The organism is Agarivorans sp. B2Z047 (genome assembly GCF_023373605.1).
GTDB classification, from domain to species: domain Bacteria; phylum Pseudomonadota; class Gammaproteobacteria; order Enterobacterales; family Celerinatantimonadaceae; genus Agarivorans; species Agarivorans albus.
Map to the genome: position 1 here is coordinate 1,177,163 of NZ_CP088080.1, position 20,019 is coordinate 1,197,181.

At 43.0% G+C, this 20,019-nt stretch carries 20 protein-coding genes; 12 read left to right on the forward strand and 8 right to left on the reverse strand.

Annotated features, from left to right (window positions below):
• Positions 1–70 precede the first annotated feature (70 nt).
• Positions 71–1,180 carry a site-specific integrase gene (locus LQZ07_RS05530; RefSeq protein WP_152780480.1) on the reverse strand — a complete coding sequence of 370 codons (1,110 nt, stop codon included), beginning with the start codon at positions 1,178–1,180 and terminating at the stop codon, positions 71–73.
• A gap of 132 nt (positions 1,181–1,312) precedes the next feature.
• On the opposite strand from LQZ07_RS05530, the gene dusA reads away from it, so the two are divergent.
• Together dusA and LQZ07_RS05540 are read left to right on the forward strand one after the other, a co-directional pair.
• Complete coding sequence (dusA, locus tag LQZ07_RS05535; RefSeq protein ID WP_152780478.1) at positions 1,313–2,308, forward strand: tRNA dihydrouridine(20/20a) synthase DusA; 996 nt, start codon at positions 1,313–1,315, stop codon at positions 2,306–2,308.
• Between the two features lie 114 nt (positions 2,309–2,422).
• Positions 2,423–3,061, forward strand: a complete 639-nt coding sequence (locus LQZ07_RS05540; protein ID WP_152780476.1) for a super-infection exclusion protein B — start codon at positions 2,423–2,425, stop codon at positions 3,059–3,061.
• 1 nt (position 3,062) lies between these two features.
• Here the strand turns inward: LQZ07_RS05540 and LQZ07_RS05545 are convergent, their stop codons facing one another.
• Entirely contained in the window at positions 3,063–3,518 is a 456-nt protein-coding gene (locus tag LQZ07_RS05545; RefSeq protein ID WP_016400840.1) for a methylglyoxal synthase, read from the reverse strand.
• A gap of 113 nt (positions 3,519–3,631) precedes the next feature.
• Between LQZ07_RS05545 and LQZ07_RS05550 the strand changes: the two genes are divergently transcribed.
• The gene (locus LQZ07_RS05550) at positions 3,632–4,093 is read left to right on the forward strand and encodes an SOS response-associated peptidase family protein (protein WP_152780474.1); all 462 of its coding nucleotides are present in this window, start codon (positions 3,632–3,634) and stop codon (positions 4,091–4,093) included.
• A gap of 148 nt (positions 4,094–4,241) precedes the next feature.
• Positions 4,242–4,835 (forward strand): gamma-glutamylcyclotransferase family protein, encoded by a 594-nt coding sequence (locus LQZ07_RS05555; RefSeq protein WP_152780472.1) that lies wholly within the window; start codon positions 4,242–4,244, stop codon positions 4,833–4,835.
• A 58-nt stretch (positions 4,836–4,893) separates the two neighbouring features.
• Here the strand turns inward: LQZ07_RS05555 and pykF are convergent, their stop codons facing one another.
• Together pykF and arcA are read right to left on the reverse strand one after the other, a co-directional pair.
• The gene (gene pykF, locus LQZ07_RS05560; RefSeq protein ID WP_152780470.1) at positions 4,894–6,306 is read right to left on the reverse strand and encodes a pyruvate kinase PykF; all 1,413 of its coding nucleotides are present in this window, start codon (positions 6,304–6,306) and stop codon (positions 4,894–4,896) included.
• A gap of 250 nt (positions 6,307–6,556) precedes the next feature.
• On the reverse strand, positions 6,557–7,267 hold the full coding sequence (gene arcA / locus LQZ07_RS05565) for a two-component system response regulator ArcA (RefSeq protein ID WP_016400844.1): 711 nt from the start codon (positions 7,265–7,267) through the stop codon (positions 6,557–6,559).
• Between the two features lie 374 nt (positions 7,268–7,641).
• Here arcA and LQZ07_RS24660 point away from each other — a divergent pair, with 374 nt between their 5' ends.
• Together LQZ07_RS24660 and LQZ07_RS05570 are read left to right on the forward strand one after the other, a co-directional pair.
• Entirely contained in the window at positions 7,642–8,079 is a 438-nt protein-coding gene (locus tag LQZ07_RS24660) for a DUF3293 domain-containing protein (protein WP_194164069.1), read from the forward strand.
• A complete protein-coding gene (locus LQZ07_RS05570; protein ID WP_152780468.1) occupies positions 8,030–8,527 on the forward strand; it encodes a putative 4-hydroxy-4-methyl-2-oxoglutarate aldolase in 498 nt (165 codons plus the stop codon). Before LQZ07_RS24660 ends, LQZ07_RS05570 begins: the two co-directional genes overlap by 50 nt.
• Here LQZ07_RS05570 and LQZ07_RS05575 read toward each other — a convergent pair.
• Both LQZ07_RS05575 and aceK read right to left on the reverse strand, forming a co-directional pair.
• Positions 8,524–9,075 (reverse strand): hypothetical protein, encoded by a 552-nt coding sequence (locus tag LQZ07_RS05575; protein WP_152780466.1) that lies wholly within the window; start codon positions 9,073–9,075, stop codon positions 8,524–8,526. The two genes, LQZ07_RS05570 and LQZ07_RS05575, sit on opposite strands and share 4 nt — an antisense overlap.
• 134 nt (positions 9,076–9,209) lie before the next feature.
• Entirely contained in the window at positions 9,210–10,916 is a 1,707-nt protein-coding gene (gene aceK, locus LQZ07_RS05580; protein WP_152780464.1) for a bifunctional isocitrate dehydrogenase kinase/phosphatase, read from the reverse strand.
• A gap of 540 nt (positions 10,917–11,456) precedes the next feature.
• Here aceK and thrA point away from each other — a divergent pair.
• The 5 genes from thrA to tesB all read left to right on the forward strand — a co-directional run bounded on the left by thrA (position 11,457) and on the right by tesB (position 18,097).
• A complete protein-coding gene (gene thrA / locus LQZ07_RS05585; RefSeq protein ID WP_152780462.1) occupies positions 11,457–13,928 on the forward strand; it encodes a bifunctional aspartate kinase/homoserine dehydrogenase I in 2,472 nt (823 codons plus the stop codon).
• A 1-nt stretch (position 13,929) separates the two neighbouring features.
• The gene (gene thrB / locus LQZ07_RS05590) at positions 13,930–14,895 is read left to right on the forward strand and encodes a homoserine kinase (protein WP_152780460.1); all 966 of its coding nucleotides are present in this window, start codon (positions 13,930–13,932) and stop codon (positions 14,893–14,895) included.
• Positions 14,892–16,169 carry a threonine synthase gene (gene thrC, locus LQZ07_RS05595; protein ID WP_152780458.1) on the forward strand — a complete coding sequence of 426 codons (1,278 nt, stop codon included), beginning with the start codon at positions 14,892–14,894 and terminating at the stop codon, positions 16,167–16,169. Before thrB ends, thrC begins: the two co-directional genes overlap by 4 nt.
• 73 nt (positions 16,170–16,242) lie before the next feature.
• Positions 16,243–16,881 carry a hypothetical protein gene (locus LQZ07_RS05600; protein ID WP_152780456.1) on the forward strand — a complete coding sequence of 213 codons (639 nt, stop codon included), beginning with the start codon at positions 16,243–16,245 and terminating at the stop codon, positions 16,879–16,881.
• 355 nt (positions 16,882–17,236) lie between these two features.
• Entirely contained in the window at positions 17,237–18,097 is an 861-nt protein-coding gene (gene tesB, locus LQZ07_RS05605) for an acyl-CoA thioesterase II (RefSeq protein ID WP_152780454.1), read from the forward strand.
• A 67-nt stretch (positions 18,098–18,164) separates the two neighbouring features.
• On the opposite strand, the gene grcA is transcribed toward tesB, so the two are convergent.
• Positions 18,165–18,545 carry an autonomous glycyl radical cofactor GrcA gene (grcA, locus tag LQZ07_RS05610; RefSeq protein WP_016400854.1) on the reverse strand — a complete coding sequence of 127 codons (381 nt, stop codon included), beginning with the start codon at positions 18,543–18,545 and terminating at the stop codon, positions 18,165–18,167.
• A 428-nt stretch (positions 18,546–18,973) separates the two neighbouring features.
• On the opposite strand from grcA, the gene LQZ07_RS05615 reads away from it, so the two are divergent.
• Positions 18,974–19,531: a hemerythrin domain-containing protein gene (locus tag LQZ07_RS05615; RefSeq protein ID WP_152780452.1), complete on the forward strand. Its 558-nt coding sequence runs from the start codon at positions 18,974–18,976 to the stop codon at positions 19,529–19,531.
• A 51-nt stretch (positions 19,532–19,582) separates the two neighbouring features.
• On the opposite strand, the gene LQZ07_RS05620 is transcribed toward LQZ07_RS05615, so the two are convergent.
• Positions 19,583–19,750, reverse strand: coding sequence for a DUF3545 family protein (locus LQZ07_RS05620; protein ID WP_016400856.1), 168 nt, complete (start codon positions 19,748–19,750; stop codon positions 19,583–19,585).
• Between the last annotated feature and the right edge of the window lie 269 nt (positions 19,751–20,019).

Consider the following 20,019-nt stretch of genomic DNA (forward strand, 5'->3'; position numbering starts at 1 on the left):
AGCATCATCGAAACGGATGGTGACTATGAAAAATCGATTGTCACCTATTTGTTTGTACAAGCAGAAAAACTCAATTTTCGTCTTCTGCATACTCTTTAAGTACTTTTTCTAGCTGAAGCGAATTGAACATATCGTGAACAGCTTTGGGATTCATCTCGGTGTAAACTTGCCAGAGGGTATCTAGGTTCCTGTGACCAGTGACCTGTGCAACAGCTTCAATGCTTAATCCTCCTTCAAAAAGACGACTAGCGCCCTCTCTTCGCAGGTCATGATAGCGTAAATCATTAATTCCAAGTTCATTGCGAACTCGTTGAAAACCTGCTGTCACACTTTTTGGGTTATAGGGAAATACCAGCTCACTGGCTCGGGGTTGTCGTTGCAAAATCAACCAAGCGTCGTTCAACATAGGAACATACATGTGATTGCCACTTTTCTTTCTAGGGTCTTTTCTATCCCTGACTTTCACAGTTTTATTGTTTTCATTTACGTCCTCCCACTTGATTTTGCATATTTCGCCAATTCGCATGCAGGAGAGAATAGAAAAGTCCAAAATATCTAAGAAGGGAATCTTAGCAGCAGGGTGCTCTTGTCTCCGCAATAATCCTTGCCTGATTTTTGTTAGTTCTTTTTTTTCAGGTCTTCGGCTCCTCTTCTCGGATTTGCCGATAAGATTGAGGTTATAAAGGGTGTAATAAGATTCCTTAAAAACAGTGTCAGTCACATCTATATTGAATACCGCTTTTGCTGACCGAAAAACGCTTCTTAGGTGAGAGATATCACACGCGATAGTCTGAGGTTTAGCGCCAGCCTCTGTCCTGTCTTTACAAAACGACACAAGGTGATGAGTTGAAAGTCTGTTTGCTCGAACCTTTGCTAGTTCTGTATCTACCAGCATACTAAGACTAAACTTTTTTGAACGGCCAATTGTTTGGCTCATGTGTTTGTCGTTCAAATATATTAGAATCAGCTCGCGAATTGTTGGTACGTTATCATTAGTATTTTGAGCTCGTTTTTCTAGTTTTGACGCCCACTCGATGCCCCATGATTTAGCATCCGCTTTTTTAGAGAATGTTTTTTCTGTTCTGTATATGACTTTGCCACTTTCTTGCTTTCTAACTTGGCATCGATACCGGGTTTCGCCTTTTGACGTTTTACGAGTTTCTATGTGGTAGTTGGCCATAAATGTTCCCTAATGATAAGATCCCCCATATTGTAAGGGGTAAATATGGGGGATTCAATCCCCCAAAATGGTTGAGAATAGTAGAGAATGACCCAAGAACAGATGAGTAAAAAATCTTTGAAAAACAAATGCATGACTGGTATAGTTGATGTCGAGTTTAGTCGTAGGTTTAGCGTTGCTCCGATGCTCGATTGGACTGACCGTCACTGTCGTTACTTCCACCGTTTGATGAGCAAAAATACCCTGCTTTACACTGAAATGGTAACGACAGGTGCGATCTTACATGGCAAAGGGGATTACTTAGGCTTCTCTGAGCAAGAGCACCCGCTGGCTTTACAACTGGGCGGCTCTAATCCGCAGGAATTAGCCGAATGTGCAAAACGCGCTGAAGATTTGGGATATGACGAAGTAAACCTAAATGTTGGTTGCCCATCAGACCGTGTGCAAAATGGTCGTTTTGGCGCTTGTTTAATGGCTGAGCCAGAGCTGGTGGCTGAATGTGTTAGTAAAATGCAGCAACAAGTTAAGATTCCGGTGACGGTAAAAACACGGATTGGTATCGATGAGCAAGATAGTTATCAGTTTCTAAAAGACTTTATCGAGCCGGTGGCTGAAGCTGGCTGTGAAACCTTTATTATTCATGCGCGTAAAGCTTGGTTATCTGGTCTTAGTCCAAAGCAGAATCGAGATATTCCTCCGTTAGATTACCCAAGAGCTTACCAAGTAAAAGCTGATTACCCGCAGCTAACCATAAGCGTAAATGGCGGAATTGCTAGCTTGGAACAAATGCAAGAGCACTTAAAGCACCTCGATGGCGTTATGATAGGTCGCGAGGTTTATCAAAACCCTTACCTATTAGCGGATGTGGATCAACAGATCTTTGACGATCCGCAGCCAGCATTAAGCCGCCATCAAGTGGCTGAGTTAATGCTGCCATATATTGAAAACCATTTGGCACAAGGCGGCCGTTTACAACATATTAGCCGCCACATGCTGGGGCTGTTCCAAGGTTGTGTGGGCGCGCGTGCTTGGCGTAGGCATTTAAGCGAGAATGCCCATAAAAAAGGTGCTGGCATTGAGGTGATGCAGGCCGCAATGGATCTAGTTCCCGAGCATCAAGAAGCCTAGTTAGCTCACTTACTTGTTTAATTGAGGTCGCTTTATGCGGCCTTCTTATTATCTGGCACAGCCCTTGCTATCACTACCTGCGAAGAGTCAGCTTTTTGTCAGGAGTGCAAAACAATGGAATTTTTAGGACGTTTAATCGCCCGCTGGGGCATATTAGACATTTTTATGGCGTGGGTGCTTACCGCCAGTGGCATGTTACTGGTTATTCCCAAGCAGTGGTTACCTGAAGCAGGCTTAAACGCGCAACTGAGTATGGTGTTAACTATTAGTTGTGTAACGGGTTTGGCTTATTTTCTTAGCCGCGGGTTGTTGTTGATTATGACCAGTATCACGGGAGCAGTTCAGCATCGTCGAGAATTACAACGACTCGCTTCGATGATCTCGTGTTTGGATCATTCTGAGCGCGCTATTTTACGCGAGTTTATTATTACTCGTCGCAGCGTACTAAGTCTGCCGTTAAAAGAGCCTGCCGTAGCAAACTTAATGGAAAATGGTGTGTTAAAGCCAATGAATGAGCAACATGTTCACGAGCAGCGAAGCAATGTGGACATGATGATCAATTTAGCGGCACGGCCATTACTGAGTTACAAAGCCTTAGGCTTACCGGTTGGTAAGTTAAACGAAGAGCAAATTGAACATTTGAAATCAATTCGCCCTCGCTTTTTACAACCAGATTACAAAGCAAATCGTACTCACTCTGGGAAACTATTTAGGATCCGTGCCGGTGATACAGAAAGCCAAACGGCGGCGTAGTTTAACTAGTACGCTGTTTTAGATAACCCGCGTAATCGGGGACATCTACCGAAAACTCCTGATTAAAGTGACGGCTGGCTAAGATAAATTCAGCTGTCGCTTGGTTGGTAGCCATTGGTATATTCCATACCGCCGCCAAACGCAGTAGCGCTTTTACATCAGGGTCATGCGGAACCGCATCTAGCGGATCCCAGAAGAAGATCATTAGGTCTATTTTACCTTCCGCAATCATTGCGCCTAATTGTTGGTCACCACCCATTGGACCGCTTAATAAGGCCTCTACTTCAAACCCTTGCTGTGACAACAGCGTACCGGTGGTGCCGGTTCCAAATAGTTGATGTTTAATTAAATCTTCGCGATGATTCTTCGCCCAGTTAATTAACGCCGTTTTTTTATGGTCGTGGGCTACCAATGCAATACGTTTGCGAACGTTCATGGTGCGGGTGGTTGTATCCATGTTACCTCTTAAATACGATTAGTTTGAAAGCGTTTACTACAGATTATGTTACTGTTTGTATTTACTATTAGCTAGCAACAGCCAGCAGATAATCAAGGTGGGATAACAAAAACGTGTGCGGTAGCGTAATGATTGGCGGTGAATATGAAATACGACAACCCGTAGGTGTGGATTCGTTATTTCTAGATTTTGGCGAAACCAAACAGTATCGCCCTAGCGAGTCGTTGCCAGCTTTGATTATTGAGCAGGAAACCCTGCGTTGTAAGCCTTTTATATGGGGAGCAAAGCACCCTCGACACCCCCAGCTTGTTATTAATGCTCGAGTAGAAAATGCTGCTAATAAAGCTATGTTTCAAAACGCCTGGAAAACCCAGCGTTGTTTACTGCCAGTAAAAGCATGGCATGAATGGCGTAATCAAGAACGTTTTGAGTTTAGTTTGGAGCATCAAAATGTATTATTGCTGGGTGGTTTGTATTTGCAGGCTCCTGAGGGAAAACAGCACTTAGTTGTTCTTACTCAAGCTGCAGCGAATGCTTTGCAGCAATATCATCATCGCCATGCCTTTGTTGTTTGAACTCGAGCAAGGCTTGCGCTGGTTGGGCGGGCAGGCGTGTACATATAAGGCGGAGCAGTTTCATTATCATGTGTCGAGCAGTAGCCCACAGATGGGCTTGTTTTAGTTGCAAGTATATTTTGTCGCATCAGGTTTCTAGGAGTGATTGATGATTTACATTTTTGGTTATGGCAGTTTAATTGATGCAGATTGCAGACAGTGTACCTTTCCTGGTGAACATGCGTATGCAGCGCGGTTACATGGCTACCAACGTTATTGGAGTGGTTTGAAAAGCGCAGATGATCGTTCCGCTGTTGTAATTACTCCCGACAATAATGCCAGTGTGAATGGGGTGCTGATTCCTTTTGATGAAAGCTTCTTACCTGAACTGGATAAACGTGAAGAAGATTACGATAGAGTATTACTCGATGTTTCACAGCTTGATCTCTTAGATGCGCTGCCAAAACCAGCGGTTAAAATATATACCTATGTGGCTAAAGAGTATTGGCATCCACAGAGCAATAGCCCTATTTTGCAGTCTTATTTAGATGTGTGTTTGCGAGGGTGTTTGGCGGTAAATGAGCAATACGCGCGTGAGTTTTTGCTTTCAACCAATTATTGGGTAAGCCACTGGTTAGATGACCGTCATCAACCTATTTACCCTAGAGCCATTAATATGGATGCTCTAGCCTTAGAGCAAATAGATTCGATATTAAATGATATGGCGCATTTAGCTGATTACAACCCGGTCGTTCAGAGCTAAGAATTTAGGTATAAAAAAAGGCGCCTTAGGCGCCTTTTTTAGCTTCGATAAACGTAAATTACAGTACGTGTACAGAAGAGGTGTTAGTAGTACCAGAAGGTACTAATGCACCAGATACCATCACTACGATGTCGCCTTTGTTTGCAAGACCTGATTCCATCGCTAAGTCTTTACCAAGCGCGTAGAAAGAGTCAGTGCTTTCAATGCTTTCAACAACGTGAGGAATAACACCTTTAGTTAAGCAAAGTTGAGCAGCAGTTTTAGTGTTAGTAGTAATTGCTAAGATGTTAGCTTGTGGGAAGTATTTACGAACAGATTTCGCAGACTTACCACCTTCAGTAGCAACAACAATAAGAGGAGCACTTAGCTTCTCAGAAGTTTCTACAGCACCTTTACATACCGCTTCAGTGATGCGTAGTTTACCGCTATCACGTGCTGGATCTAAGTTAGAAGGCATTACTGCGTCAGTACGACCACAAATAGTTGCCATGATAGATACAGCTTCTACAGGGTATTTACCTTTAGCAGACTCACCAGAAAGCATTACTGCATCGGTACCGTCTAGGATTGCGTTAGCAACGTCGCCCGCTTCTGCACGAGTTGGACGTGGGTTTTTGATCATTGAATCAAGCATTTGAGTTGCAGTGATAACCAATTTACGTGCACGGTTACACTTCTCAATCATCATCTTCTGAGCGAAGATTACTTCTTCAACTGGGATTTCAACACCTAAGTCACCACGAGCAACCATGATGCCGTCAGAAACTTCTAGAATTTCGTCGAAGTTATCTACACCTTCTTGGTTTTCGATTTTAGAGATGATTTGGATCTTCTCGCCGCCATTCTCTTTAAGAAGTTGACGAATTTCTAGTACGTCTTCTTTCTTACGAATGAATGATGCTGCGATGAAATCAACACCTTGCTCACAACCAAAGATTAAGTCGCCTTTATCTTTAGCAGAAAGAGCAGGAAGTTGAACGATAACGCCAGGAAGGTTAACACCTTTGTTTTCGCCTAAGTCACCGTTGTTAAGAACAGTACACTTAACTTCGTCATCAGATACTGCGATAACTTCCATTTCAATTAGGCCGTCATCTACTAGGATGATGTTGCCTACTTTCAAGTCAGCAGCAAAACCAGGGTAAGTTACCGCTACGCGAGTTGCATCGCCGATTACAGTTTGGTCTGTTGTGAAAGTGAACTCTTGACCAGCAACTAGGCTAACGTCTTCGCCGCCAGTTAGTTTAATAGTGCGGATTTCTGGACCTTTGGTATCCAATAAAACAGCAGCAGATTTGCCTGTGTTCTTAACAACTTCACGTAGGTTGTTGATGCGAGTGCCGTGCTCAGCAAAGTCGCCGTGAGAGAAGTTAAGGCGCATTACGTTCATGCCTGACTCAACTAACTTAGTTAGCATTTCTACCGATTCAGTTTTTGGACCAATGGTACAAACTATTTTGGTTTTCTTCATTGAAGTGACTCTCCGTTAAGGATGCTAGTAAAAAATCTGCGCACATTATACAAGATTGATCACAAAAGGATATGTAGAAAAATAACTACAAATCCGAATGTCGATCAAAATAATGTCGATTTATAATTCACAAATGTGGCTTGTTAATTGTGCAATTTTGTAAAAGCTTGCTGTTTTGCTCATTATTTGAGCATCTAGCAAGTATAAAAAAACCTCGCCAAACTGCGAGGTTTTGATGCGATTTTATCGCTTATTCAATTTCACCACAGAAACGATAACCTTCACCGTGGATGGTGGCGATAATTTCTGGTGTTTCAGGGATCGATTCAAAGTGTTTTCTGATGCGGCGAATAGTCACATCAACCGTACGATCATGTGGTTTAAGCTCGCGGCCAGTCATTTTCTTTAATAAGTCTGCGCGAGTTTGAATTTGTCCTGGATTCTCAACAAAGTGCAGCATAGCGCGAAACTCACTACGTGGCAGTTTGTAAGTCTCTTGGTTTGGACTAACTAACGAGCGACTATTAATGTCTAAGGTCCAACCGTTGAAGCGGTATTCTTCAACCGTGCCTTTATCTTCACTAGCTACTTGACCATTTACGGTACGGTTAAGTAGGTTGCGAGCTCGAATAGTTAATTCACGTGGGTTAAATGGTTTGGTGATGTAGTCATCGGCACCAATTTCCAAGCCAAGGATCTTATCTACTTCGTTGTCGCGTCCGGTTAGGAACATTAATGCAATTTGCTCACGGTCGCGTAACTCACGCGCTAATAACAGACCATTCTTACCAGGAAGGTTAATGTCCATGATAATTAAGTGAACAGAATGCGCTTCTAATACGCTGTTCATTTCATTGCCGTCAATCGCTTCGAACACATTGTAACCTTCGGCTTCAAAAGTGCTTTTTAGCGTATTACGAGTGACCAGTTCGTCCTCGACAATTAGAATATTTGGTGTCATGGTCTTCCCCAATGCTGTTTAGAATAAAGTTGGCTTGTGAACAGGTAGCGCTATATAGAAGGTGAGGCAATGGCTACTTATTCATCCATGTTGAGTTTGTGTTAAAACTCGTTGAATGGCAAAAAAATAGACAAATAGTTTGTCTAAAACGCGTGATAAATCAGCGTACGAGACCTTCCACATGCATTGTTCGTTACAAGCAGTAAACATATTCTATGGGCTTAACAGTGATATAACAACTTGAGTCTGAAAAAAGCTTACGTTTTCTGCGGTGCTTTTGATTCAAATCAATCGAAAATTGCGAATAAAGCGAATTTTACTAATCAATACTGAAAATAAACTACATATTTAATTTGTATCAAAACACCATTTTTTTGGCAAATACCGACTTTAAATATCAAGAACTTGCTGTTATCACCGCGAGTAATCCTGATGGTGTAACGCGAACTCGACGATTTAATCACTGGCTAGACTGTCATTTTATTTCATTTTTGCAGCGTCATCAGTTTCGTCACTTTTGGGTATTTGCTGGCTCAAGGGATCTAAATCATTACGAATATAGTGCAATTGTTGACTGCTCGTTAATTGATGCTCAACATATTGCAAAGGCTTTCAGACAAAAGGCCTTTTATTGGTTAGATAACGAATGCTACCTTTACGACACTAAGGGTTTAGCGAGCGCCCATTCTAGCCTCGGAGAAATATCGCCCCGCTGGTTTAACAACCCTTGGGCTTACAACAAGATGATAGAGGACTATCACTATGCAAGATCTACTACCGGAACTGTGCGACCTATATCCAACTCAAGTTAAATTACTCGAGCCCGTTTTCCAGATTTATGGAGCTAAAAAGCTGTTTCATGGCCAAGTGGAAACCGCTAAATGTTGGCAAGATAACAGCCGAGTAAAAGAGTTATTGGCCAGCCCTGGTGAGGATAGGGTATTGGTTGTTGATGGCGGAGGAAGTACCCAAAGAGCCTTAATGGGAGATCTCATTGCAGATTCTGCTTACTTACAGGGCTGGGCAGGCGTGGTAATTTTTGGTGCTGTTAGAGATGTAGCTGCCATTAACACTATGGAATTGGGGGTTAGGGCATTAGCAGCTTGCCCGATGAAAACAGAGCGTAAGGGCTTGGGGGAAACAGCTGTGTCAGTAAGTTTTGCTGGCCAAACTATTCATCCGGGTATGTACTTATATGCTGATGAAAATGGAATTTTAGTGAGTGAGCAAGCGTTGCAATTGCCGGAAGGGTTCGCTTAAAAGCGATAGCCTAAACCAAACTGCACTTGTTGTTGCGTCTCTTTGTCTTGTTGAGCCTCAACTTGATAAACGGCTTTCACATCAATGTTCTTCAGCAGGTGGTAGGTACTAGATAGTTCTAAACTATGCTCTGTATTGTCGTACTTGGGTTGGTGAACTTGCACGAGTTTACTTTGGATAGACAAGCTTTTTAAGGGCTGGTAGTTAAGCCCAGTTGAAAGGTTAAAGCCTTTACGTGTGGCAATGTCGTCGTATTGGTTGTTAACCCCAGCTTCTACGAATAAAGATAGCTCGTTGCGAAGTTTGTGTTGATAACCACCATTGAAAAACCACGAATCAACATCATTGGTTTCACCGGTACTCACAAACTGGCTGTTGTTGTAACCAGTGATGTACCAATTTTTCACCTGGCTTCGTGACGATAGCTGAACGTGTTCGCCATCGCCGTAGCTTAAGCTCATTTCATTTTCTACTTCATCGGCCGCTAAAGAGCCACTGGCAATAACAAGCACAGCAGCAATCGAATGCTGGAATAGTAACTTAGCCACTGCCGTCTCCTTGTTATTATTTTTCTTAGTAACAGTAGTATGGTTGATCATCACTTTAAGATCATTGTGGATCTTCAAAAATTTGCAGAAAGCCCAATAAATGATTTTAAAGCCAAATTTTCTAGCACAATCGTCTAGCGGTTAATAAATCGACGGCGTCTTCTGTATGGATATACGTCTTCAAACTGGCCGTTTTTAATGTTTTGCTGTAGCTCTTGCCAAAAACTGGCCTGAAAAAGCTCTGCATGTAACTCTTTAAATACCTGTTTAACGATGGGTTTTCCCAATAAAAAAGTGGCAAACTCCTCAGGGAAGATATCGTTAGGTCCTACCGAATAACAGGGTTGTGCTGCCCATTGATCTTCAGGATATTGAGATTTTGGAAACTCTCTAAAATTACATTCCGTCATATAGGAGATTTCATCATAGTCGTAAAATACTACACGACCATGACGGGTTACCCCGAAATTCTTAAACAGCATATCTCCGGGGAAAATATTGGCAGCAGCTAGCTGTTTAATGGCATTGCCATACTCATCAATAACTTGCCGAGTTTGTGCTTCGTCAGCTTGATCCAGGTACATGTTAAGCGGGATCATTTTCCGTTCTGTATATAAGTGTTTAATGGTGATGGAATCTCCCTCGATATGCAGCACCGAAGGTGCAACCGCTTGCAGTTCATCTAGTAAGCTCTGGCTGAAGCGCGCTAGCGGAAATTCAACGTTAGAAAACTCTTGAGTATCTGCCATTCTACCCACTCTATCGTGCTGTTTTACCAGTCGATATTTCTCTTTCACAATGGCGTGGCTTACGTCTTTGGGCGGGGTAAATTCATCTTTAATAATTTTGAATACAACATCATACGAGGGCAGAGTAAATACACTCATCACCATGCCTTTGATGCCGGGTGCTAGCTCAAATTGATCACTGGAATTGTGCAAGTGATTGAGGTAGTGGCGATATAATTCGGTTTTACCATGTTTTTGACAGCCAATGGCGGTAAATAGCTCGTAGTCAGTTTTATTGGGCAACAGTTGCTTAAGAAAGTTGACTATCCGGCGCGGGGCTGGGGCATCTACCATGAAATAAGAGCGCGCAAAGCCAAAAATAATACTCACTTCGTCACTATCAATTAGCACGCTATCAACGGCCACTTTGCCTTGCTGGTTAAGTAAGGGAAACACTATGGGAAAACTATGAGCTTCACTTGTGTATTGGCCAATAAGGTAAGCGGCTTTGTTTCGGTAAAACACCGGTTGTAACATAGTTATTTTGTGCAACTGTTGCTGAGCCAGTTGCGGAAGTTCAGTCAAGCGCTGCTTAATAAACCCTATGTCGCGAGGTAAATCTTCGTATTCGATATTAAAGCGATAGTCCTCGAAGAGCTGCTTTAATAAGGTATCCAACGAGGTGTTTTGATAAGTATGGGTAAGCAGTTGGTAATCAAACAATTTGCTACATCTGCTAGGGCGAATAAACAGTTGGCTTTCTTCTATATAGCGATGATGAAATAAACGCTGATAGACAGAATTGAAAAACGACTCGGCTACTTCAAAATTATCATGCTGTTTAAGCAACTCTGAGTAATGCGATTTTACCGCTGCGCAAAAGGCATCGCTTCGTTGTAGGTGGCCGGTGAGCTGTTTAATCGCTGCTCGTGCCTCAGTTACGTGGTGATCATAAAGGCGAATACGTTCTCGTGAGGCAAGTTGCACCGACATCCAGTCGGCTTCTTCAAAGCGTTTTTGAGCACCGCGAGTGACTTCCAAGAAGCATTGATAAAAGCTATTGAAGCGCTGCAGCATGGCATGGGCGGCTTGGTGTTCCATTAATTGCGTCATAGGCTATTTCTTATTGTTGTTTTTTTATCCACTATGGCAGGATTTAAACACCTGTTCAAATTTTTGTTGTGAAGTTGCGGCTGTGGTAATTATCCTTCATATCTAGCACCTTACTCGGTCGTTTCGTCTAGTTTTCGCACATCGAGTAAAGGTTGCTTTCAAGTGCTAAGGTTAAAAGGCGCTAGTGCCCTGAATTTTCGATTAAAAGCTGCTGTTTTAAGCTGTTTATTATGCTCAGTATCTTTTATGCGGAGCCAAGCTTATTCTTTAAAAAACCTTCCTTTAAAGCATAAATAAGGCTAAAAGCGCACTTTTATGCATTTGGCTTAGATAAATAAAGCTTGACTATCCACCTCAGCTGGTTAAGGTATGGCCATAAATTGGATTTAGTTTTTTATTAAGATGCTAGTACGTTTTGCTTACACAACCACCGGAACTATTACCCGCACCACCACATGCGGGTCGGGCTGGTTGTAGCAACTTACTACATCGAAGAAAGCCCGTATCAACCACGATACGGGTTTTTTTTTGGGAGGAATAATGCGAGTCTTAAAATTTGGTGGATCATCTTTAGCTGACGCTGAGCGCTTTAATCGCGCTGCAGACATTGTGTTAAGCAATCAGCATCAATCTCAAATGGCAGTGGTATTGTCTGCCCCTGCTGGGGTAACCAATGATTTGGTTGCTGTAGTAGATAAAGTTAGTCACGGTAACGATGGCGAAAGCTATTTAACCCGCATTGACGCTACCTTCCAAGAGCTATTGTCAAAACTAAAAGAGAAGTACGCTGGCTTTGCCATAGAGCAAATGCAGTTAATGGTGCACCAAGAGTTGGGCGAGCTTCGCCAACTATTGAAAGGCGTAGCGTTATTACAGCAGTGCCCAGACAACATTCGCGCCAAAGTACTGTCTACTGGCGAAAAGCTTAGCATTCATACTATGAACCACTTATTGTCGGTTCGTGGTCATAGCGCCGAAATCATCATTCCTCAGCAAAAGTTAGTGGCTACTTCCGGTGGTTATCTAGAAGCGGTTGTTGATATTCAAGCGTCTAAACAGCGTTTGAACAAAGCTATGATTCAAGAAGATCTCATCTACTTAATGCCTGGTTTTACTGCGGGTAACGAGCAAGGTGAAACTGTAGTACTTGGGCGTAACGGTTCTGATTACAGCGCAGCAGTTTTGGCAGCTTGTTTAGATGCTGAATGTTGCGAGATTTGGACCGATGTAGATGGTGTTTACAACTGTGATCCTCGCATTGTTGAAGACGCTCGCTTGCTGCGCAGCTTAAGCTATCCAGAAGCGATGGAGCTTAGCTACTTTGGCGCTAAAGTACTTCATCCAAAAACCATTGCCCCAATTGCTCAATACCATATTCCTTGCCTTATTAAGAACACCTTTAACCCACAAGGTGAAGGCACCTTAATTGGCGCGCAAAGCCCTGCACAAGATGACTTGCCAGTTAAAGCTTTATCAAGCTTGTCTGAATTAACCATGCTGACGGTTTCAGGCCCTGGCATGAAAGGCATGGTTGGCATGGCCGGGCGGATCTTTGAGAGCATTTCGCGCAGTAAAGTATCGGTTGCCCTTATTACGCAATCTAGCTGCGAATACAGCGTAAGTTTTTGTATTCACAGTATTGATGCATCGCGTGCCTTGGCTGCGCTAAACGAAGAGTTTGAACTCGAGTTAGCTAACCAGCTATTAGAGCCCATTGAAGCCATTGATAAGTTGGCGATTATTTCTTTAGTGGGCGACAGTATGCGCCGCAGTAAAGGCGTTGCCGCCCGCTTCTTTACCTCTCTGGCAGAAGTGGCGATTAACATTGTTGCTATTGCTCAAGGTTCGTCTGAGCGTTCAATTTCTGCGGTTGTGTCGCAAGACAAAGCAGCTGAAGCAATTCGCGCCTGTCATCAAAACTTCTTTAACAGCATGCACTTTATCGACTTATTCCTAATTGGGGTAGGTGGTGTTGGCGGTGCTTTGTTAGAGCAGATTCATGCCCAGCAAAGTCACTTAAAAGAACAGCAAATTGGTATTCGTGTATGTGGCGTAGCTAACAGCCGTAAGTTGCTATTAGATTCAAAAGGTTTGGATCTTGAGCACTGGCAAGAGCAATTGGCTGCAACCGAAGAAAATGGTGGCTTTACTTTAGACAATGTCACTAACCTGGTAGACCAAAGCCACTTAATTAACCCGGTGATCGTAGACTGTACCAGCAACGATGATATCGCCGGTAAATATGCAGAATTTTTAGCGAATGGCTTCCATGTGGTTACGGCCAACAAAAAAGCCAATACTTCGAGCATGGAGTACTACCAGCAGCTACGTAAAACAGCCATGGCAATGCGCCGTAAGTTCTTATACGACACCAACGTAGGTGCTGGCTTGCCAGTGATTGAAAACCTACAGAACCTGCTAAAAGCGGGTGATAAATTAGAGCGCTTTAACGGTATTTTGTCTGGCTCTCTGTCATTTATCTTTGGCAAGTTGGACGAAGGCATGAGCTTTTCTGAGGCCACTACAATTGCTCGTGAAAATGGTTTTACTGAACCTGACCCGCGTGATGATTTATCGGGTATGGACGTAGCGCGCAAGCTGCTAATACTCGCGCGTGAAGCAGGCATGCCACTAAGCATTGAAGATATTCAAATTGATATGGCCTTGCCACCAAATTTTGATTCAAGCGGAGATACCGAAGCCTTTATGCAACGCTTACCTGAAGCAGACGCTTATTTCGCTAAGCTTATGAATGAAGCGGCCGCCGAAGGCAAAGTACTGCGTTACCTAGGCAGCATCGATAAGGGTGTTTGCAAAGTGTCGTTAAGTGCCGTTGCGGCAGATGACCCATTACACCGCGTGAAAGACGGTGAGAATGCCTTAGCCTTCTACAGCCGTTACTACCAGCCAATTCCATTAGTATTGCGTGGTTATGGTGCGGGTACTGCAGTAACAGCAGCGGGCGTATTTGCCGACGTATTAAGAACGCTTAACTGGAACCAAGAGGTGTAATATGGGTGTTGTTGTTTATGCTCCAGCCTCTACAGCCAATGTAAGTGTAGGTTTCGACAGCTTAGGTGCAGCGCTGTCGCCAATTGATGGGCAGCTATTAGGTGACCGAGTATTGGTTGAAGCTGCCAGCGGCGATGATGTGATCATCGAAAATGTTGGCCCATACGCACATAAACTGCCAGCCGATCCTAAACAGAACATTCTTTACGATTGCTACCACTACTTTGTTAAGCAGTATGCAGAGCATCATGGCAAGGCACTTGGCTGCGTTAAGATGACCCTAGAGAAGAACCTGCCTATTGGCAGTGGTTTGGGGTCTAGCGCGTGTTCGGTAGTGGCTGCGTTAGAGGGCTTGAATGCCTACCTTGATTCGCCATTTAATAAAGAACAAATGCTAATTATGATGGGCGAGTTAGAAGGCCAAATTAGCGGCAGCGTGCACTACGATAACGTAGCGCCATGTTATTTAGGTGGCATGCAGCTCATGTTGCAAGAAGCTGGGGTGACTAGCCAAGCTATTCCCCATTTTGAAGATTGGTATTGGATTGTTGCCTACCCAGGCATTAATATTTCAACCGCTCAAGCGCGCTCTATTTTGCCGGCGCAATATCGCCGCCAAGACACCTTAGAATTCGGCCGTAATTTGGCAGGTTTTGTTCATGCCAGTTATAGTAAGCAGCCAGAGTTAGCCGCAGCCTTATTAAAGGATAATATTGTGGCTGAACCTTACCGTGCGAAATTAATTCCAGGATTTGATGAAGTACGCAGCTATGCAGCGCAAAGCGGTGCATTAGCCAGCGGTATTTCAGGCTCTGGGCCAACGGTTTATATTGTTACCCCAGTATTAGAACAAGCTGAGCGAACCAAGGCTTGGTTAGAACAACACTTTATTCAAAACGAAGATGGATTTTGCCATGTTTGTAAAATTGATGAGCAAGGCACACGAGTAACAGGAACGTCGCTATGAATTTATATAACTTAAAACACAACGAAGAGCAGGTGAACTTTACTCAGGCAGTAAAACAAGGCTTGGGTAAACAGCAAGGTTTATTCTTTCCAGATAGCATTCCTGCATTTGATGATATTGATGCGGTGCTGGAACTAGATTTTCACGCCCGTTGCGCAAAGTTGCTCGCGGCATTATTAGACAATGAGTTGTCTGAAGCTGAGCTATTTGACATGGTAAGCAAGGCCTTCACTTTTACTGCACCTTTAAATAAGGTGACTGAGCAAATTAGTGCGCTAGAGCTATTTCATGGTCCAACCTTAGCCTTTAAAGATTTTGGCGGTCGCTTTATGGCCCAGTGTTTAGCCAAGTTCTCTAATGGTAATAAAACCACTATCTTAACCGCTACCTCGGGCGATACCGGCGCAGCAGTAGCACATGCTTTTTATGGCATGGAAAACATTAACGTAGTGGTACTTTACCCGAAGGGCAAAATTAGCCCTCTACAGGAAAAACTGTTTTGTACCCTTGGTGGCAACATTACTACGGTAGCGGTAGAGTCTGACTTCGATGCTTGTCAAAGTATGGTTAAACAGGCCTTTGACGACCAAGAGCTTAAACAAGCTATTGGCCTAAACTCGGCAAATTCTATCAATATTAGCCGTTTGGTGGCGCAGGTTTGTTACTACTTTGAAGCTGCTGCACAGTTACCTAAAGCGCAACGTGAGCAACTAGTGGTTGCAGTGCCTTCAGGCAACTTTGGTAACTTAACCGCCGGTTTAATTGCTAAAGCTATGGGCTTACCGATTAAGCGTTTTATTGCTGCCACAAACGTAAACGATACGGTGCCACGTTACTTAGCGTCAGGTAACTGGGAGCCTAAACCAACACAAGCTACCTTATCTAATGCGATGGACGTGAGCCAACCAAACAACTGGCCACGTGTTGAAGAGCTGTTTAAAACCAAAGGCTGGCCGCTAAGTGACCTAGGCAAAGGTGCCATGACTGATGAGCAAACTGCTGAAGCGGTTAAAGCTTTAGACGACTTAGGTTATGTGTGTGAGCCGCATGGCGCGATTGCTTATCAGCAACTTACCGAGCAACTAGCCGATGGCGAACAAGGTTTATTCTTATGTACCGCTCATCCAGCTAAGTTTAAAGAAAGCGTAGAAGAGATTTTGCAACGTGAAATTGACCTACCAAAACCGCTTGCTGACCGAGCAGACTTAGACTTGTTATCTAAAGAAATGCCCGCTGATTTTGCTCAACTGCGTACTTTGTTAATGAGCATCTAAGCTGATTGGCTAAACGACTTAAAACAGCGCCCTTTATGGCGCTGTTTTTGTTTGTAAAAGAAATGGTGAAAGCATGAAAGCCAGCCTGATAATTAGCATAGTGAGTGGTTTAATAAGTGCTACTACAAACGCTGAACCTAGCAATGCTTGGCATTACCAACAAAGTGCTGAGCAGCAATTGAGTTACGCGGAATTAGTTGATACATCTGGCGAAGTTAGTCTAATGTTTCGCTGCATTCATGGCGAGCTGGATAGCTTAATGCGCCTTGCAAATGGGCCTTTGCAGCCAGCGTATAACTTTATGGATTGGCAATTCACCCAGCCGCAGAATCAGCTAACTAGTTTTAATGTTCTCTATCATCACTTTGATGAAGATTATTATCAGCTGGGAGCGGGTTATAACAGCTGGTTTGAGCTGTACTTTACTATTATGCAGCATTCCCAGATGCATTGGTCGAGCAATGACTTTGCTGGCATAGAGTTTATGTATCACGACTCTGCAGCGATTAGCCAAGTGATTCAGCAATGCCCAGAGGCTTTTCAAGCTTCTTATGACGAGCTGGCTGAGCAGTTAAGCCAAGAGCTAGTTACGGCAAGTAATGCCGGTAAGCATCAACGAGTTAATGATATTGAGCAAGCTATTGAGCAGCTAGTACATTTCGCCACTCAGCTGGCTAAATTAACGCAAGTGCCTTTGCTGATTAGTGACTAGGGTCTGTTGATCTTTGCTGATGGTTCTTGCAGCAATTTATTAGCCATTTAGGCAAGGCAGTGAGTGTGCAGTTAAGTGGGCTTAATAATCACTCGCTAACGCTGAATAAATGGCTAACAAATGCTGCCCGAAGGGTTCGGATAAGCGAACTTTACTCTTTGTTAAGCATTTCTTACTTAGCCCACTAGGCTTCTAAGTGCTCGCCGCGATTAAAGCCCGCTTATCTCGAACAAAATTTCAACACCAAAGATCAACAGACCCTAGTTAGTCAAATAAATATCGCCTAGCTATCAAGTTGATCTTTGCAGCGTTCTCACGCATATTGCAAAGATTGCTAGAACAAAATACGAAAACTATGAGTAAAGTGTTAAAAGATTTGCTCGAGCTATTAAGCTTAGAGCGCATTGAAGAAGGCCTATTTCGCGGGCATAGCCAAGATTTAGGCTTTGGTGCAGTATTTGGCGGCCAAGTAATGGGGCAGGCCTTGTCTGCCGCTAAAGAAACAGTGAGTGAAAAGCGCCAGGTTCACTCTTTCCACTCTTACTTTTTACGACCGGGCGATCCAAATCATCGCATCGTTTACGACATAGAAAGCATTCGTGATGGTCGCAGTGTATCTACTCGCCGTGTTAAAGCGATTCAATTTGGTAAGCCTATTTTCTATATGACGGCGTCTTTTCAGCAGCCGTCTACTGGTTTTGAACACCAAGATGAAATGCCTGACGTCGCAGCTCCAGAAGAACTGCAATCAGAGCAAGAGTATGCTTTTCAGCTGCGTGACATGCTACCCGATGCAGTGCGTGACAAGTTCATTTGTGATAAGCCTTTAGAGATGCGTCCGGTGGAGTTTGTTAATCCCCTCCAGCCAGAAAAACTCGCCGCTAAACGTTGTGTATGGTTTAAGGCTAATGGCCAAATGCCCGATGACGGGCGGATTCATCGCTACTTATTGGCTTATGCATCTGACTTCAACTTTTTGCCTACCGCTTTGCAGCCTCATGGACGTTCATTTATTGAGCCGCAGATGCAAACTGCAACCATTGATCACAGTATGTGGTTTCACCATGATTTTCGCTTAGATGAATGGTTATTGTATGTGGTGGATAGCCCTGCAGCATCTAATGGCCGAGGATTGGTAAGAGGGCAGTTCTTTACTCGAGATGGCAAGTTGGTTGCGTCTACCATCCAAGAAGGCGTAATTAGAGAGCGAAGTTAGCTTGTGTAGAGCCTAGATAACAAAAAAGCATGCCTAGGCATGCTTTTTTCGTTTTAGTTACTGAGTCTTATAGTGATTCAGTAAAAGTACGCGTAATTACGTCTTGTTGTTGCTCAGTAGTAAGAGAGTTGAAGCGAACAGCGTAACCAGAAACACGAATAGTAAGCTGCGGGTATTTCTCTGGGTGCTTAACTGCATCTTCTAACGTTTCGCGACGAAGAACGTTAACGTTTAGGTGTTGGCCACCTTCTTCGATTGGCTGAGCTTTCATTGGTACTTCGCGATATTCGATTTGACCTAGTTTATCGATAGCTACCACTTCATCTTCAGCGTATAGCTCGTCTTTTACACATAGGCAGCGAGCTTGATTTTGCTCGTTGTCTAGTAGCCAAAAAGAACCCAATAGTGCGTCGTTATCTGCTTTAGTGATTTGAATACCGGTGGTCATAACATACCTCATTAGCTAAAAGTTGTAATTTTATTACAGAATATAGCGATCCTTGAGCCACTTACGAATCATTATCGCCACTTGCTGTAACTATACTACAATTGACCTTAATCAAAAAAGGGTTTTTTTTGATTTTTATTGTTATCTTTGTTGATTAAGGTTAAGTGGAGGTTTGATTGCTTGTGTTAGTGCCTTGAGCTGTGCTTGAATAAGAAATAAGCGTTTATCATTGATGTGTTATACAAGCATTTGTTTTTTATGGCTTAGTAGTTAACAAACAGTACAAACCCGCTTTTTGGCGTGTTTATCTTAAAAAGTGTGAACTGAGCGAAAAGCAAATCTGTCTAATAAACGATCTAGCGCAATAATAGTACAACGGTGAGTCCTTTATACTGATTTGAAAAGTGCTGGTTAGCCAAGGAGAAGCAATGTTACAAAGTCTTCAACAAGATCATCAAAATATCGCTAAATTGCTGAAGGTGTTAGAGCAGAAGTTGGCTCATATTCGCAATGAAAAAGCGGTTAAATATAAGTTGATCGCCCATATCATTAGCTACATGCAAGAGTACGCAGACCGTTATCACCACCCTAAAGAAGATCTTATTTATGATTACTACGTGAAATTCCGTGTAGTAGAGGATGATTTATCCAATCAACTTAAGAAGCAGCATGAAAATCTTATGGCGATGACCGATGAGTTAAGCGATATCTTAGATATCATCTTGCTTGATGCAGTGGTTCCACTGGATCAATTTAGTGACAAGCTGGAAGCCTTTATTAATGCTCAGTGGGAACACCTTAATTACGAAGAGGATGTTGTTTTCCCTGCCTTAAAACGCCACCTTACAGCGGATGATTGGCGCGCAATTGAGCAAAGCTGGCAGCACGGTAATTACGAAGACCCATTATTTGGTCACCGTGTTCATGAGCAATATAAAGCTTTGTCTGAGCGAATTAAGCTGTCTCAACCTCAAGAAGAAGAGTAAAGAGTATAATTTAAGCAAATAAAAAACCCGGCTAAAGCCGGGTTTTTTTGTTTAGTATTCGTACTCTGATTGAAGATCAAAACTGTGGTCGATTGACTGTAGTTCTTTTTGTAAGCGAATCTTATCTTTAATTGCCTCAATCTCTCGCCATTTACGTTTCTTATTTGAACTGCGAGAAGATTTGCTGGTTTCAACAGTATCCAAGTCTAGCCTATCCATGGTTATCTCCTTGTATGTTGTTGCAATTTAATAAGTACCATACGAGCACAAAAAGTAAAATACTAATGTTGCAAAATAGTTACAGCGGCTCACTTTTTTAGGCTTTTTTTGCGAGATTTTCTAAGCTTTATCTGTAGTTGCTATTTGTAGTCATGGATTTTTATACCGTTAATTTATATCGATGTGAGTTTTTATCTTGTTTTTGTTATATATCAAAGCATAGTCGCGCGCAGTTCCTTAAAATCCGCGTCCATTCAAACCTAGCTTAG

Coding starts and splice junctions, on each gene's coding strand:
- LQZ07_RS05530 (WP_152780480.1), bottom strand. CDS start 1,180: ATGGCCAACTACCACATAGAAACTCGTAAAACGTCAAAAGGCGAAACC.
- dusA (WP_152780478.1), top strand. CDS start 1,313: ATGACTGGTATAGTTGATGTCGAGTTTAGTCGTAGGTTTAGCGTTGCT.
- LQZ07_RS05540 (WP_152780476.1), top strand. CDS start 2,423: ATGGAATTTTTAGGACGTTTAATCGCCCGCTGGGGCATATTAGACATT.
- LQZ07_RS05545 (WP_016400840.1), bottom strand. CDS start 3,518: ATGGATACAACCACCCGCACCATGAACGTTCGCAAACGTATTGCATTG.
- LQZ07_RS05555 (WP_152780472.1), top strand. CDS start 4,242: ATGATTTACATTTTTGGTTATGGCAGTTTAATTGATGCAGATTGCAGA.
- pykF (WP_152780470.1), bottom strand. CDS start 6,306: ATGAAGAAAACCAAAATAGTTTGTACCATTGGTCCAAAAACTGAATCG.
- arcA (WP_016400844.1), bottom strand. CDS start 7,267: ATGACACCAAATATTCTAATTGTCGAGGACGAACTGGTCACTCGTAAT.
- LQZ07_RS05570 (WP_152780468.1), top strand. CDS start 8,030: ATGCAAGATCTACTACCGGAACTGTGCGACCTATATCCAACTCAAGTT.
- aceK (WP_152780464.1), bottom strand. CDS start 10,916: ATGACGCAATTAATGGAACACCAAGCCGCCCATGCCATGCTGCAGCGC.
- thrA (WP_152780462.1), top strand. CDS start 11,457: ATGCGAGTCTTAAAATTTGGTGGATCATCTTTAGCTGACGCTGAGCGC.
- thrB (WP_152780460.1), top strand. CDS start 13,930: ATGGGTGTTGTTGTTTATGCTCCAGCCTCTACAGCCAATGTAAGTGTA.
- thrC (WP_152780458.1), top strand. CDS start 14,892: ATGAATTTATATAACTTAAAACACAACGAAGAGCAGGTGAACTTTACT.
- LQZ07_RS05600 (WP_152780456.1), top strand. CDS start 16,243: ATGAAAGCCAGCCTGATAATTAGCATAGTGAGTGGTTTAATAAGTGCT.
- tesB (WP_152780454.1), top strand. CDS start 17,237: ATGAGTAAAGTGTTAAAAGATTTGCTCGAGCTATTAAGCTTAGAGCGC.
- grcA (WP_016400854.1), bottom strand. CDS start 18,545: ATGACCACCGGTATTCAAATCACTAAAGCAGATAACGACGCACTATTG.
- LQZ07_RS05615 (WP_152780452.1), top strand. CDS start 18,974: ATGTTACAAAGTCTTCAACAAGATCATCAAAATATCGCTAAATTGCTG.
- LQZ07_RS05620 (WP_016400856.1), bottom strand. CDS start 19,750: ATGGATAGGCTAGACTTGGATACTGTTGAAACCAGCAAATCTTCTCGC.